The 14,723-nt window shown below is 69.8% G+C and carries 13 protein-coding genes and 1 pseudogene; 9 read left to right on the top strand and 5 right to left on the bottom strand.

Annotated elements, in window-relative coordinates:
- Positions 1-75: 75 nt before the first annotated feature.
- Together KCH48_RS32240 and KCH48_RS32235 are read right to left on the bottom strand one after the other, a co-directional pair.
- A complete protein-coding gene (locus tag KCH48_RS32240) occupies positions 76-597 on the bottom strand; it encodes a YbaK/EbsC family protein (protein WP_210579449.1) in 522 nt (173 codons plus the stop codon).
- Positions 543-1,538: a DMT family transporter gene (locus tag KCH48_RS32235; RefSeq protein WP_210579447.1), complete on the bottom strand. Its 996-nt coding sequence runs from the start codon at positions 1,536-1,538 to the stop codon at positions 543-545. The genes KCH48_RS32240 and KCH48_RS32235 overlap by 55 nt, the downstream gene beginning before the upstream one ends.
- A 91-nt stretch (positions 1,539-1,629) precedes the next feature.
- On the opposite strand from KCH48_RS32235, the gene KCH48_RS32230 reads away from it, so the two are divergent.
- Positions 1,630-2,610 carry a LysR family transcriptional regulator gene (locus KCH48_RS32230; RefSeq protein WP_210579445.1) on the top strand — a complete coding sequence of 327 codons (981 nt, stop codon included), beginning with the start codon at positions 1,630-1,632 and terminating at the stop codon, positions 2,608-2,610.
- An 88-nt stretch (positions 2,611-2,698) separates the two neighbouring features.
- Positions 2,699-3,943 carry a hypothetical protein gene (locus KCH48_RS32225; RefSeq protein ID WP_210579443.1) on the top strand — a complete coding sequence of 415 codons (1,245 nt, stop codon included), beginning with the start codon at positions 2,699-2,701 and terminating at the stop codon, positions 3,941-3,943.
- Between the two features lie 43 nt (positions 3,944-3,986).
- Here the strand turns inward: KCH48_RS32225 and KCH48_RS32220 are convergent, their stop codons facing one another.
- Positions 3,987-4,850, bottom strand: coding sequence for a phosphotransferase enzyme family protein (locus KCH48_RS32220; protein WP_210579428.1), 864 nt, complete (start codon positions 4,848-4,850; stop codon positions 3,987-3,989).
- Positions 4,851-5,031: 181 nt separating this feature from the next.
- Between KCH48_RS32220 and KCH48_RS32215 the strand changes: the two genes are divergently transcribed.
- The 5 genes and pseudogenes from KCH48_RS32215 (at position 5,032) to mgt (ending at position 10,451) form a co-directional block, all read left to right on the top strand.
- A complete protein-coding gene (locus KCH48_RS32215) occupies positions 5,032-5,973 on the top strand; it encodes a carbohydrate ABC transporter permease (protein WP_210579426.1) in 942 nt (313 codons plus the stop codon).
- Positions 5,970-6,803 carry a carbohydrate ABC transporter permease gene (locus KCH48_RS32210; protein WP_210579424.1) on the top strand — a complete coding sequence of 278 codons (834 nt, stop codon included), beginning with the start codon at positions 5,970-5,972 and terminating at the stop codon, positions 6,801-6,803. The genes KCH48_RS32215 and KCH48_RS32210 overlap by 4 nt, the downstream gene beginning before the upstream one ends.
- Positions 6,803-8,110, top strand: a complete 1,308-nt coding sequence (locus tag KCH48_RS32205) for an ABC transporter substrate-binding protein (protein WP_210579422.1) — start codon at positions 6,803-6,805, stop codon at positions 8,108-8,110. The genes KCH48_RS32210 and KCH48_RS32205 overlap by 1 nt, the downstream gene beginning before the upstream one ends.
- A gap of 315 nt (positions 8,111-8,425) precedes the next feature.
- On the top strand, positions 8,426-9,205 hold the full coding sequence (gene erm, locus KCH48_RS32200) for an ErmE/ErmH/ErmO/ErmR family 23S rRNA (adenine(2058)-N(6))-methyltransferase (RefSeq protein ID WP_210579413.1): 780 nt from the start codon (positions 8,426-8,428) through the stop codon (positions 9,203-9,205).
- A 6-nt stretch (positions 9,206-9,211) separates the two neighbouring features.
- Positions 9,212-10,451, top strand: a pseudogene (gene mgt / locus KCH48_RS32195) (macrolide-inactivating glycosyltransferase).
- Between the two features lie 84 nt (positions 10,452-10,535).
- On the opposite strand, the gene KCH48_RS32190 reads toward mgt, so the two are convergent.
- Positions 10,536-12,791 carry an MMPL family transporter gene (locus KCH48_RS32190; RefSeq protein ID WP_210579409.1) on the bottom strand — a complete coding sequence of 752 codons (2,256 nt, stop codon included), beginning with the start codon at positions 12,789-12,791 and terminating at the stop codon, positions 10,536-10,538.
- A gap of 228 nt (positions 12,792-13,019) precedes the next feature.
- Between KCH48_RS32190 and KCH48_RS32185 the strand changes: the two genes are divergently transcribed.
- Positions 13,020-13,565 carry a DUF1697 domain-containing protein gene (locus tag KCH48_RS32185; RefSeq protein ID WP_210579407.1) on the top strand — a complete coding sequence of 182 codons (546 nt, stop codon included), beginning with the start codon at positions 13,020-13,022 and terminating at the stop codon, positions 13,563-13,565.
- On the top strand, positions 13,558-14,028 hold the full coding sequence (locus KCH48_RS32180) for a DUF4440 domain-containing protein (RefSeq protein ID WP_210579406.1): 471 nt from the start codon (positions 13,558-13,560) through the stop codon (positions 14,026-14,028). Before KCH48_RS32185 ends, KCH48_RS32180 begins: the two co-directional genes overlap by 8 nt.
- Here the strand turns inward: KCH48_RS32180 and KCH48_RS32175 are convergent.
- Positions 13,983-14,723 (bottom strand): sirohydrochlorin chelatase, encoded by a 741-nt coding sequence (locus KCH48_RS32175; RefSeq protein ID WP_210579404.1) that lies wholly within the window; start codon positions 14,721-14,723, stop codon positions 13,983-13,985. The two genes, KCH48_RS32180 and KCH48_RS32175, sit on opposite strands and share 46 nt — an antisense overlap.

Genomic DNA, 14,723 nt, shown 5'->3' with positions numbered 1-14,723 from the left:
CGAACCGCGTGTCGGTGGAAGAGGCGGGGCGATCGGAGTCGGTGGACCGGGCGAAGTCATGCGTCACCCCCTCCCTCACGCCGGTGCGGGCGTTGCGATGCGTTCGATGCGGGGCTTGGCCAGTCGCTCGTAGTCGGCGCCCGAGATGAGCAGCGAGCGGTCGAGCCGGGCCGCGTTGAAGTACATCTTCGGCTGGGCCACGACGTCCGGGTCGGCGACCAGTTCGAGGTCGGGATCGAAGCTGAATGGCAGGACGGTGCCGGGGACGGCACGGGCCAGCCGCTCGGCGGTCACCGGGTCGCTGAAGCCGACGTAGCGGGCGTCGAAAAGCGCCCGGACCGCGTCCAGGTCCACCCGCCGGTCGCCGGGGACGACCGCGAGGACGTGACGTGTGGTGCGGCGGTCCACCTTGACCCGCAGCACGATGCACTTCGCGGCTTCGTGGGCCGGGTGCCCGCGCAGGGCGCAGACGGCTTCCGTTGAGCCCTCGGGTTCGTGGTCGATCAGGCGGTAGTCGATGTGGGAGGCATCCAGCAGGGAGGTCAGGTGCTCGTAAGTGTCGTGGTGGGGGAGGTCGTGGTGGGCGTGCTCGGGCATGCGGAGTCCTTGTCGCGATCCTTGTCGAGGGCCGGGGCGGAGAGGAGCCCGGGTTCTTGTGCGCTTCGGTGGGCCCGTTCCACGGCCTGCCCCCAGTAGGTGCCGGCGAGCATCAGGGCCGCCCCGAGGCCGGTGAGCGGGGTGAGGTGTTCACCGCCTAGCGCCACGCCCACCGCGACCGCCCACACCGGCTCGGTGCCCATCAGCAGGCTGGCCCGGCTGGCGGAGGTGCGCTGCACGGCCCAGGTCTGCGCGAGGAAGGCGAACACGCTGCAGAACAGGGCGAGATAGACGAGCTGGGCCCAGGTCGCCGGGTCCGCACGGACCAGCGTCGGCAGGTCCAGGGCCGCGGCCGGCAGGAACAGGGCCGTGCCGACGAGCGTCTGCACGGTCGTCAGGTGCAGGGGACGGATCGCCCGCCCGGTAGTGAAGCGGCCGACGAGGGCGACATGCCCGGCCCGGATCAGCGCGGCGCCGAGCATCATCAGGTCGCCGAGGCGCGGCGCATGGAAGCCGTTGCCGGACATGAGCAGACCGACGGCCAGGACACAGACACCGGTCGCGGCGAAGAAGGAGACGGGCAGTGCGCCGCGGTGGCCGCCGCGGTCGAGGAGCGGGGTGAGGACGATGGTCAGGCTGATGATGAGGCCGGCGTTGGCGGCGCTGGTGTGCGCGACGCCGTACGTCTCCACGCCCAGGACCGCGGCCTGCGTCACCCCCAGGGGCACGCCGGCCCGCAGCTCGTCACGCGTCCACCACCCCGACCCGCGCCGTCGTGACGCGACCATGCCGAGACAGGCGACAGCCGACAGGGCGTAGCGGGCGAACAGCACCAGCAGGACGGGGAGCGCGGCAGTGGCCGTCTGGGCGGACAGATAGCTGGAACCCCAGACGAGCGCGACAAGGAGGAGTACCGCATCGGTACGGCGGACGTTGGACACGCGCCCACAGTGCACCGGAGACGTCCTTGAAGCCCAGTGCCACCTTCTAAAACAATCATGTAGCGGAGCTACAGAGTTCTACACTGGCGCAGTGGACGAACGGCAGCTGAGGATTCTGCGGGAGCTCGGCGAACTGGGCAGCGTCACGGCGGTCGCCGAGGCGCTGCTGGTGACGCCATCGGCGATCTCCCAGCAGCTACGGCTGCTGCAGCGAGCGATCCCGGTCCCGCTCACCGAACGTCAGGGGCGCCGCCTGGTGCTCACCGACGCCGGACTGGCGCTGGCGGGCGCGGCCGTCGAGGTGGAGACGGCGCTCGCGCGGGCGCGGTACACGGTCGAGGAGTTCGTCGGGCGGCCGGACGGGGAGGTGTCGGTGGCGGCGTTCCACAGCGCGGGCGCGGCGTTCTTCCCGCTGCTGCTCCGTGCGCTGGCCGGCCCGGGCAAGCCGGTGCCGAGGCTGGCCGACGAGGACGTACCCCAGGAGGACTTCCCCCGACTGACCCGGGACTACGACCTCGTCCTCGCCCACCGCCTGGAGCACGCCCCGCCATGGCCGGACACGGTGGGCACGACGACGTTGCTGCGCGAGCCACTGGATGTGGCCATGCCGGCCGGCCACCCCCTGGCCGCCAAGCGCCGCGTCACCCCACGCGACGTGGCCGACGAGCCATGGATCACCGTGCACGACGGTTTCCCCGTCCTGGCAGTCATCGAGGCCATCGCCGCAGCGGCCGGCCGTCGCCTCCATCTCGCCCACCGCATCAACGAGTTCGCGGTCGTGGCCGAGGCCGTGGCGGCCGGAGGCGGTATCGCCCTGATGCCACGCTGGACGATGCGCCCACACCCCGAGCTGGCCCTCAGACCCCTCAGCGGCGTCCAGGCAAGACGCCACATCGACGCGCTGCACCGCCCCGAGCGCACAGCAAGGGCAGCTGTGCGCACGGTCCTGGCCGAACTGCGCCGCGCCGCGCGAACCATCCGGGACGTCGACCGCGACAGCGAGGAGACGCGCTCAGGGTTCGCGGCAACGAGGACGCCGCTCGCGAACTCGCGGTCAGAGCCACCCAGTTGAGCTGCACTGTGTTTGCTCCCGTGGAGTAGGCGCCTGCCGCGCAGGCTGGTTATAAAGGAACATCGTGTGTCACCGTCGGGGGGCGAGGATGGCGCAGCTGAAGACCTTGGAACCGCAGCTGATCGGTGGAGTCTTCCGCTCATCCGCGCCCGTCGGTATCCGCTTGGCGATGCGCCTGTTGCGGAGAGTGCCGAGGCCGTGTCGGGAGGCTGCTCGCCAGCTGATCAGCCTGCTGTACTGGCCGCTGACAGCCAAGACCAAGATTCTGCTGATCAGCCTGGTCGCGTCTGTCACCCTGCTGGGACTGGCAGAAGCGGGCGGAGCCCTGGGACCGTCGCCTGACGCGGACAGACGGTGGGCGCTGGCCCACTTGTTCTCCGCCGATGCCGAACTGAGCGGCGTAAGCCTGTCCCTCCTCCAGGATCTGGCCGGCCTGATCGTGTTGACTGTTGTCTTCGTCACGCCCCTCTTCTGCTGCCAGCAAGTGCAGGCCATCGCCGACTTCGTTCAGATGAACGAGCGCAATGGCGGAGGGACCCGGCTGTCCCCCGAACAGATCCGTCGACACGACACGCTGGTCCGCAAGACCAACGCGTGGTTCCGAATGCTGGGCCGCAGGAGTGTCTCCGCGGGCATCATGGTGGCCGCGGCGACTGGCACGATCGCGCTGTACGCCTTCGTCAACGCCCATGGCCTCATGGAGACATGGAATCCGACCGCGCTCCCTGACGCGGTCTGGCGCGACGAGGTCTACGCCGGTTGGTGGGCCAACTGGCACACCCACCGCGAAATGGCGGTGGCCTTGTGTGCGGCCGGCACCTACGCCTTCCACTTCCTGGTCAAGCAATTGGTCATGGGCGTCGTCTTCACCGGCTACCTGTATCGGTCCGCGGCACTCGGTTTCGGGGTGACGCCGAACATGAGATTCGACAGCGACGGTTTCCAGGGGCTGCGTCCGTTGCGCCGCTTCATGCTGTGGACTTATGGCTCCGCCTTGGCTCACCTGATCGGCTTGCTGGTCCTCTTCATGGTCTGGCTGCCGGCGTCACCTTGGATGGTGTTCATAGTGCTGGGGGTGATGCTCGTGGACATGGCTGTGATCGTCTATCCCTCCTCGATCGGTTACCACTTCGCGTTGGATGTCAAGAAAGCCCACGTCGAGTCTCTGTACGCAAGCGGCCTTCCCAGTGATGAATGTGACGCGGCGGTAGCGCGGATCTGGTCCACTCCCGTGCTTCCGGTCACGACCCGCAAGGCCGTGACCGGAATCGGTCTCTATCTACTGGCCCCTGCCATGCCTGCCCTGATCCAAGTGCTGTTCCAGCATCTTTGAGTGGTCGCCAACACCCAGCGGGCATCGGACAGTTCAGCAGGTGTCAAAACGAATACCAGCGCACCGTCTCATCCCCGTCCCGCAAAGACCCCACCCGTCGCCGAAACTCGGCCAATGCATCAGGATTGCTCGGCGCATGCTGCGCGACCCACGCACAACTGGCGGTCTCCCGGGCACCGCGCAGCACCGAGCACCCGTCCCACTCGCGCACATCCCAGCCGTACGCGTCGGTGAAGGAGTCGTACGCCGCAGCAGGGAGCCCGTAGCGGTCGCGGGAGAGGGCCATGACGACCAGGTCGTGCTCCCGCAGATCGGTCGAGAACGTCTCCAGATCGACCAGCACCGGCCCGTCCGGCCCGACATGCACATTGCGGGGCAGCGCGTCGCCATGGATCGGCCCGGGCGGCAGATACGGGGTGAGAGCGGCCGCGGCCGTCGCGAAGCCGTCCCGGCGCGCACGCAGATAGTCCGCGTCGGCGGGAGAGATCGCGTCACCCGCAAGCCGCAGCCAGCGTTCCACACCGCCCAGCAGATCGCGGGGCGGCAGTTCGAAGGAGGGAGAGGGCAGTGCGTGGACGACCCGTAGCAGTTCGGCCAAATCCCACGGCTCCGCGGGCCGTACGGGATCGGGCATCCGATGCCACACGGTCACCGGATGCCCCTCGACCAGGAGTGCCTTCGGCTCGGCGGCACGCACCGCCGGCACATCCGCCGCCTCCAGCCAGAGCGCGATGTCCAGTTCCCGCCGGGCCCGGTCCAGGAGTTCGGCGTCGCGGCCCACCTTGACGACCAGGTCACCGGCGGCGAACACGGCGTTCTCACCCAGGGCGAGCAACCGCGCATCCCGTACCGGTCCGGGCAACACCCCTGCCGCGGCCAGCACCTCCCGCGCCCGTGCCTCGTCCATCGTCCACCTCCGAGTGATCCCGAGTGATCCCTGCGCGTCCGCGTACGGCGTCACCTTCCCGCCATCCGCCGGTCAGTGTCGCATTCGCACAGGTCGCGCCGGGCGCGCGGTGTCTTGACGACACCGACCGCCTTCACGACCATGACGGGGCCCGTCCGAGCCGCGCAAAGGGGCTGATTCCGTGACATTGGTGACCGAGGTGCGAGGGGAGGGCGCGGCGAAACGCGCGCCGAGCACCGGCCGGAAACGCCCTGCCGCCGATCACGGCGCCTGGTTCCTGGTGTTACCCGCCCTGATCCCGATCCTCCTGCTGAGCGTAGGACCGCTGCTGTACGGGATCCTGCTGGCGTTCACCGACGCCCAGTCGGGCCGCACCGAGCCCACGGAGTGGATCGGCACACTCAACTTCCGGGATCTGCTGCACGACACGCTGTTCTGGGAGTCGTTCCGGATCGGGTTGGTCTGGGCCGTCGGCGTGACCGTGCCGCAGTTCCTGCTCGCCCTCGGCCTCGCCCTGCTGCTCAACCAGGAGCTGCGCCTGAGATGGCTGGCCCGCGCGCTCGCCATCATCCCGTGGGCGATGCCCGAGGTGGTCGTCGGCGTCATGTGGCGGCTCGTCTACAACCCGGACGCGGGCATCCTCAACGAGACCCTGCGCGACCTCGGCCTCGGCGACGGCCGGGACTGGCTCAGCGGCCTGGCGACCGCCCTGCCCGCCGTGATCGTCGTCGGCGTCTGGGCGGGCATGCCGCAGACGACGGTCGCCCTGCTCGCCGGGTTGCAGAACACCCCGCGCGAACTCCATGAGGCGGCCGCGATGGACGGCGCGGGCGCCTGGCGCCGGTTCCGTACGGTCACCTGGCCCGCCCTCAGACCGGTCGCGCTGGCGATCACCGCGCTCAACTTCATCTGGAACTTCAATTCATTCGCCCTGGTCTATGTGCTGACCAGCGGCGGCCCCGGCGGCCGCACCCGCCTGCCCATGCTGTTCGCCTACGAAGAGGCCTTCCGCTACGGGCAGTTCGGCTATGCGGCGGCGATGGGATGCGTGATGGTCGCGGTGATCTCGGTACTCCTCGCCGTCTTCCTCGCCGGCCGTCTGAGGGGAGGACAGAACACATGAGGACCAGCCAGGCGGCCCGCGCGGGCCAGTACGTGGCGCTGCTCGGGTATCTCGTCTTCCTCGCCTTCCCCTTCCTCTGGCTGATCTCCACCGCGTTCAAACCGCCACGCGAGCTGGGCAGCCTGCACCCCACCTGGATTCCGGAGAACCCCACCCTGGCCAACTTCCGCCAGGCCTTCGACGAACAGCCGCTGCTGCAGGCCGCGTTCAACTCCCTCGTCGCTGCACTCGGGGCCGCGGTGATCGCCGTACTGATCGCGACACCGATGGCGTACGTCATGGCCCGGCACCGCACCCGGCTCGCGAGGGCCGCGACCGGCTGGGTGGTCGTCAGCCAGGCGTTCCCGCTGGTGCTGGTGATCATCCCGCTGTTCCTGGTGCTCAAGAACCTGCGGCTGATCAACTCCGTGCCCGGACTGGTCATGGTGTACGTGGTGTGGGCGCTGCCGTTCGCGCTGTGGATGCTCGTGGGGTACGTACGCGCGGTGCCCGCCGAACTGGAGGAGGCGGCGGCCGTCGACGGCGCCGGACGGCTGCGCACCCTCGTCTCGGTGGTCGCGCCGCTGCTCGCGCCGGGGATCGTGGCGACGGCGCTGTTCGCGTTCATCACCGCGTGGAACGAGTTCTTCTTCGCGCTGGTGCTGCTCAAGACACCGGAGAAACAGACGCTGCCGGTCGTGCTCACCCACTTCATCGGCGCGGAGGGCGTCGCCGACCTCGGCCCGCTCGCCGCCGCCGCGTTCCTCGCCACCCTGCCCTCGCTGGTCGTCTTCGCGCTCATCCAGCGGCGGATCACGGGCGGCATGCTCGCCGGGGCGGTGAAGAGCTGATGCGCACCCCCTGGAGCGGTCTGCGGCTTCGATGGATCCCGGCCTTCACGCTCGCCCTCACCCTGCTGCTCGCCGGCTGCACCAGCGGCGACGACGTGCCCGACAACGGCCGCGTCACCCTGCGCTTCCAGTCCCTCGCCTGGCAGGAGGAGTCCGTCGCCGCCAACAAGGAGCTGGTGGCGCAGTGGAACGCGTCGCATCCCGACGTCAAGGTCGAGTATGTGCAGGGGAGTTGGGACAGCGTCCACGACCAGCTGCTCACCTCCTTCGAGGGCGGTGAGGCGCCGGACATCATCCACGACGCCTCGGACGACCTCGCGGACTTCGCATACGGCGGCTATCTGGCCGATCTCACCGACCTGCTGCCGCGGCGGCTGAAGTCCGACATCCCGCAGCGCAGTTGGCGCACGACGACCTTCGGGGACGGGATCTACGGCGTGCCGTTCCTCCAGGAGCCCCGCGTGCTCATCGCCAACGCCACCTGGCTGAAGCAGTCCGGGGTGCGGATCCCCACGCCCGAAAAGCCCTGGAGCTGGGCCGAGTTCCGGCAGGTCACCGAGGAGCTGAGCGGTGACGGGAAGTATGGCGTGGCCTGGCCGCTCAAGGAACCCGTCTCCGCCACGCTCAACCTGTCCCTGTCCACCAGCGGACAGCTGTTCCACCGGAACCAGGACGGCAAGGTCGCCATCCGCTTCGGGACGGCCGACCAGGTAGTGCCGGACACCATCCACCACCAGGTCAACACCGACCGCAGCGCCTCGCCCACGACCCTCGGCAGCGGCGGCTCGGACACCCTGCCCGGGTTCTTCGGCGGGAAGTACGCGATGGTCCCGCTCGGCTTCTCGTACCGCCAGCAGATCGTGCAGCAGGCTCCCAAGGGCTTCGACTGGCAGGTGCTGCCCGCTCCCGCCGGAGCCGACGGGCTCGCCCAGGGAGTCAGCCCGCAGACGCTGTCCGTCGCGGAGGACAGCCCGCACAAGAAGGAGGCCGCCGCGTTCATCGACTTCCTGCTCCGGCCGGAGAACATGGTCCGGCTGGCCCTGGGCGACTGGATGCTCCCCACCGGCACACAGGCACTGAAGCACCCCGCCCTGCACACGACCGAGCACGACTGGGCCACCGGCACCGCCCTCGCCGCCCACTTGCGCTCGGCACCCGCGCAGTCCGTCCGCGGCTATCCCGAGTGGAAGGACAAGGTGGCCACCCCGGCGTTCCAGGAGTACTACAGCGGCGCGATCGGACCGGACGAGCTGCGCGAGCGGCTGGAGGAGGACGGGAACCTGGTGCTGGCGCGCTACCAGCGCTGACGTACGCCATGTCGGCGCCGGCATGGTGTCGGCGTAATTCGGTTGTCCGCGTCGCCCGGCCACGCCTAGCGTGGCGTCCGTGGCAGCGAACAACGCGATCATCATCACCGGTCTCGGCCGGGGCTACGCGCACTCCGTACGGATGCGCCGCGGTCCCGGAGCCCTGACCGGCCCGGGGAGCCACGCCCGCTGATCCGTCGCGGACCGGCGTTTCCAGCGTCCTGCTGACTGCTTCCCACTTCCTTATCTCCTGTCTTCCGGTCAGGGCCTTCGTCTGCCCTTATCCCTCCCCACGGAAGACAAGGACCGCAGGCCATGGCCCGCCCCACCCGCGTATCCCGCGCGCTCTCGCAGAACTTCCTCGCCGACCGCGCCGCCGCCGTACAGCTCGCCCGGCTCGCCGTACCGCACGGACGCGAAGCACCTCTGCTGCTCGAAGTCGGCGCCGGAAAAGGCGCGTTGACCGAGCAGCTCGCCCCGCGCTGCCGACGCCTCCTCGCCTACGAGATCGACCCACGGCTCGTCCCCTCCCTGCGCTCCCGCTTCTCGGACACACCCCAAGTCCGCGTCGTCGGCGAGGACTTCCTCACCGCACGAGCCCCGTGCACACCGTTCTCCGTCGCCGGGAACGTGCCCTTCTCCCGCACCGCCGCCATCGTCGACTGGTGCCTGAAGGCACCCGCCCTCACCCACGCCACGCTCCTCACCCAACTCGAGTACGCCCGCAAACGCACGGGTGACTACGGCAGCTGGACCCTGCTGACGGTCCTGACCTGGCCCCGCTACGAGTGGCGTCTGCTGGGGCGGGTCGGCCGGCGCAGCTTCCGGCCCGTGCCCGGCGTGGACGCCGGGATCGTCCGGATCGAGCGCCGCCGTACGCCGCTGCTCGACGCCGCGGCGTACGAGAGCTGGCGGCCACTGGTGGAGCTGGGCTTCTCCGGGCTCGGCGGCTCGCTGCACGCCTCGCTGCGCCGGGCCCACCCGAGGCGGCGGGTTGACGCGGCGTTCCGCAGGGCGGGCCTCGACCAGACCGTGCTCGTCGGCGGGGTGCCGCCGTGGGCGTGGCTGAGGCTGCACGAGGTGCTGGCCCCGTGAACCGAGGTGCACGATACGTATCGTCTCGCGTATCGTCGGTGTCATGACCAGTCCCGCACACATCGCCATGTTCTCCATCGCCGCCCACGGTCACGTGAACCCGAGCCTCGAGGTGATCCGCGAGCTCGTCGCGCGCGGGCACCGGGTGACGTACGCGATTCCGCCGGCCTTCGCCGAGAAGGTGGCCGAGACGGGCGCCGAGCCCAAGCTCTGGAACTCCACACTGCCCGGCCCCGACGCCGATCCGGAGGCCTGGGGCTCCACCCTCCTGGACCACGTCGAGCCGTTCCTGAACGACGCGATCCAGGCGCTGCCCCAGCTGATCGCCGCATACGAGGGCGACGAACCGGACCTCGTGCTCCAGGACATCACCGCCTACCCGGCCCGCGTCCTGGCCCACCGCTGGGGCGTGCCCGCGATCTCGCTCTCCCCGAACCTCGTCGCCTGGGAGGGCTATGAGCAGGAGGTCGCCGAGCCCATGTGGGAGGAGCCGAAGAAGACCGAGCGCGGGCGTGCCTACTACGCCAAGTTCCACAACTGGCTGCAGGAGAACGGGATCACCGAGCACCCCGACCCCTTCGTCGGCCGCCCCGCCCGCTCCCTCGTCCTCATCCCGAAGGCCCTGCAGCCCCACGCCGACCGGGTCGACGAGAGCGTGTACACCTTCGTCGGCGCCTGCCAGGGCGACCGCTCGCACGAGGGCGACTGGCAGCGGCCGGCCGGCGCGGAGAAGGTGGTCCTGGTGTCGCTGGGATCGTCCTTCACCAAGCAGCCCGGCTTCTACCGGGAGTGCGTCAAGGCGTTCGGTGAGCTGCCGGGCTGGCACCTGGTGCTGCAGATCGGCAAGCATGTGGACCCCGCCGAGCTGGGCGCCGTACCGGACAATGTCGAAATGCGGTCCTGGGTCCCGCAGTTGGCGGTCCTCAAGCAGGCCGATCTGTTCGTCACGCACGCCGGGGCGGGCGGCAGCCAGGAGGGAATGGCGACCGCCACGCCGATGATCGCCGTACCGCAGGCCGTGGACCAGTTCGGCAACGCGGACGTGCTCCAGGCGCTCGGTGTGGCCCGGCACCTTCCCACGGAGGAGGCGACCGCCGAGGCGCTGCGCACCGCCGCCCTCGCGCTCGTCGACGATCCCGAGGTCGCCCGGCGGCTGCGGAGCCTCCAGGCCGAGATGGCCCAGGAGGGCGGCACACGGCGGGCGGCGGACCTCATCGAGGCGGAGCTGCCCCGCAAAGCCTCGTAAGGCCTCATAAGGCCTTATGAGAAGTGAGCAAGAGAGGGCCCGTCGGCTCCCCTGTAGCCAACGGGCCCTCCGCTCGGGGTGAGGTCAGACCCTCACCGGCTCACCCTCGTCGTCCCGCGACGGCGTTTCCCGCGTCACGGCCTCGGGCGCCTCGTCGTGCGTGAGGTCCGGCATCCGGTTCAGCCACTTCGGCAGGTACCAGTTGCGCTCGCCCAGCAGCGCCATCACCGCCGGGAGCAGCACGCCCCGGATGATCGTCGCGTCGATGAGCACCGCGGCCGCGAGGCCCACGCCCATCTGCTTCATGGACTGCATCGACAGCGTCCCGAAGATCGCGAACACGGCGACCATGATGACCGCGGCGCTGGTGACGACACCGGCCGTGGTGACCACACCGTGTGTGATCGCGTCCTTCGTCGTCCGGCCACGCAGTCGCGCCTCGCGGATCCGCGAGACCACGAACACGTGGTAGTCCATCGACAGGCCGAACAGGATCACGAAGAGGAACAGCGGCAGCCAGGTGATGATGGCGCCGACGCCCTCCGCGCCCACCAGGGACGCGCCCCAGCCGTGCTGGAAGACGGCGACGAGGATGCCGTACGCCGCACCCACCGACAGCAGGTTCAGCACGATCGAGGTGATCGCGATGGTCAGCGAGCGGAAGCACAGCAGCATCAGCAGGAAGGCGAAGACCACGACGAACACGAAGACCGGGACGACCGCTCCGGCCAGCTGGTCGTTGAAGTCCTTCGAACCGGCGACCTGTCCGGTGATCGGCGCCTCGATGCCGTCGACCTTGCCGAGCGTGGCCGGCCGTACCTCGTCGCGCAGCTTGTCCAGGCTCGCGCCCGCCTTGTCCAGGTCGGAGCCGCCGACCAGTGGGACGTAGACGAAGGCGACGTTCTGCGCGTCGTGCAGCTTGATGTCCACCGGGCCGCGCGAGGCACCCGAACTGATCGCCTGCTCACGGAAGTCCGTGAGCGCGGCCTGCACCTGGGGAGCGTTGATGTCGTCGGCCTTGACGACCACCTCGGCCGGCTCGGAGCCGCCGGGGAAGGCGTCGTTGACGCGGTTGTACGTCTGCACGATCGGCAGCGAGTCGCCGAACTCCTGGTCCAGCGTGAGGTTCTGCGTCTTCATGCCCACCGCAGGAGCCGCGATCGCCAGCAGTACACCGGCCGCCACGACGACGGAGGCGAGGGGCTTCGCGAGGACGCCCTTGAGGACGGCGGTCCAGAACCGGCTGTCCGAGCCGCCACCCTTGCGCTGACGGCGGCGCAGGAACGGAATCCGCCCCTTCTCCACCCGTCCGCCGAGCAGCGAAAGCAGCGCGGGCAGGACGGTCACGGAGCCGACCATGGCGACGGCCACGACCATCAGCGAGGCCAGGCCCATCGCCTCGAACTCGGCGAGCCCGGTGAACAGCATGCCCGCCATCGCCACGCACACCGTGACACCCGAGACGATGATCGCGCGCCCACTGGTGGCGGCGGCGATCCGCAGCGCGGTCTGCGCGTCCCGGCCGGCCTCCCGCTCCTCGCGCTCGCGGCGCAGATAGAACAGGCAGTAGTCGACCCCGACGGCCAGACCGACCAGCAGCATCACGGAGTTGGCGGTCTCGCTCATCGGCATCACATGGCTGACGATGCCCATCAGGCCCATCGTCGCCATGATCGCGGTGATCGCCAGCAGCACCGGCAGCAGCGCCGCGACCAGCGCGCCGAAGGCGATCAGCAGAATGCCGAGGGCCACCGGCACCGCCGAGAACTCGGCCTTCTTGAAGTCGTCCCCGAACGCGTCGTCGAACGTCTTCATCATGCTGGCGGAGCCGATCTCCTCGATCCGCAGCGCCGCATGGTCCTTCTGAACGTCCTCGACGGCCTTGAGGACCGGCTCGACCCGCTCGCCCGCGGTCTCCGCGTCCCCGCGGATGTCGAACTGCACGAGCGCGCTGCGGCCGTCCTTCGAGATCGTGTCGCTCTCGTACGGCGACGTCACGTCGGTGACCTCACCGGTGCCCTCGACCGCCTTGACCACGGACTCGACCGCGGCCCGGAAGTCGGCGTCCGTGGCCTTGACGCCGCCGTCCTTCGCCTGGATCAGGACGGTCTCACCGGCCGGCTCGTCGATCCCGGCGTCCTCGATGATTCTGGCGGCGGTGTGTGTCTCGCCCTTGAGCTGATCGCTGTCCTTGACGTCGACCCGGCCCGCGGCCGACCCCAGCCCCATCGCCAGGACGACGAACAGCACCCAGATACCGACGGCAGCCCATCGGTGCCGGGCGCTCCAGCCGCCGGCCCGGGCGGCGATGCCCCGCACCCGTATATCTCCGTTCCCCATGACGGGCTTGCCCCCTCGTCAACGGTGCCGGCCCCCTGCCGTCACCTCCGCTTCGAAGGTATGGGCTGGATAAAGCCATCTCGTCGTGCTGCCCGGTGAAGTGCCCTGCCCGCGACTCATCACTTCGGATACCGAGGTCTCACCACTGGGGAGGACCGTGGTCCCTTACATCTACTCGGAGTTCTCGGGGGCGGGGCCCAGGGTGCCCCAGCCGCATAAGCTGGGCGGATGACGACATATGCGGCGCTGCTGCGCGGAATCAACGTGGGGGGCAGCAGGAAGGTCCCGATGGCCGAGCTGCGCACCCTCATGGAGGGCCTCGGCCACGACGGCGTACGCACCTATCTGCAGAGCGGCCAGGCCGTGTTCTCCAGCGGCCACGGCGACGAGGAATCCCTCGCCGCGGAGCTGACGCGGGCCATCGAGAAACACTTCGGCTTCGGCGTCGACGTGATCGTGCGCGACCACGCCTATCTGAAGGCGGTCGCCGAGGCTTGCCCCTTCCCGGCCGCCGACCTCGAGGCCAAGCAACTGCACGTCATCTACTTCTCCGCGCCGGTCGACCCCGACCGCTTCGCCGAGATCGACCAGGCCGCCTACCTCCCCGAGGAGTTCCGGCTCGGCGACCGCGCGCTGTACCTGTACGCCCCGAACGGCCTGGGCCGTTCCAAGCTCGCCGAGCACCTTTCCAAGCCCCGGCTGAACATGGGCGTGATCGCCACGTCCCGCAACTGGAACACGGTCGTCAAGCTCGTGGAAATGACCAGTGCCTGAGAACGGTCCCGCCGTGAAGGCGGCCATCGAGGGCGAGCTGAAGCTGCTCACCCCCGACGTCCGCCGCTCGCCCAAACTACTCGGGGCGCTGCTGCACCCCGACTTCCACGAGTTCGGCGCGTCCGGACGACACTGGGACCGCGCCTCGACCATCGCCGCGCTGACCTCCGGTACGGACCCCGGCTTCCGCCCCGTCGTCCCCTCCCACCTGCACGGCGTCCAACTCGCCCCCGACCTGGTCCACCTCACCTACGACACGGAGAGCAACGGCACCCGAGCGCTGCTGCGTGCCGGTGGGGGCTGGTCGCGCAGTTCCTCGCGCCCCTTTGGGGGCGCTGCACCGCACCGGACTTCACCAGTCCTGCTGAGGGGAACACGCGTGTACGCGCTCTCTGTTGCCCCGGCCCCAGAACCGGTTCAGGCACCGACCGCCGTCAGTATCGGCGTGCGTGCCGCGTCGTAGCGTTCCAGCAGTACTCGTGCCACCTCCGGTGCCGGGCCCAGTACGTCGGCCAGTACGTCTGCCTCGGTCGCGCCGCGGGCGATGCGGTCCGGGAGGAAGCCGGGGGCCAGGACGTATGGGGCGACGGCGATCTTTGAGCAGCCCAGGGACCTGAGGTCGCGCACCGCGTCCTCGGTGCGGGGGAGGGCCGCGGAGGCGAACGCGGGTCGCACGGCGCACCAACCGGTGTGCCACCACTCCCGCGCGATGTCGGCGATCACCGCGATCGCCTCCGGGTCGGTGGACCCCGCCGAGGCCAGCACGACCCCGGTCGAGGACTTGTCGGCGGGCGTCAACCCCGCCTCGTACAAACGACGTTCAAGCGCCTGGAGGAGCAGCGGGGACGGGCCCAGTACCTCCGCCTGGCGGATCCGCAGCCGCGGCGGGGCGTCCCGCAGTACGGCGGGGATGTCGGCCTTCGCGTGGAAAGCGCGGGTCAGCAGCAGCGGCAGGGCTACGACGTCCCGGACGCCCTCCGCCGCCAGGGACTCCAGCACGCCCTGGACGGACGGGACGTTGAAGTCCAGGAAGCCGGTCTCCACGCGCAGCCCCGGCCGCCGCGACCGTACCCGGCGTACCAGGGCATGGACGGTCGCGGCGTGCCGCGGGTCGCGGCTGCCGTGGGCGATGACGAGAAGGACCGGCTTCTTGTTCAT

The organism is Streptomyces sp. GESEQ-4 (assembly GCF_017948455.1).
In the GTDB taxonomy this organism is placed as follows: Bacteria; Actinomycetota; Actinomycetes; order Streptomycetales; family Streptomycetaceae; genus Streptomyces.
This window is presented reverse-complemented; position numbering and strand designations above follow the sequence as displayed.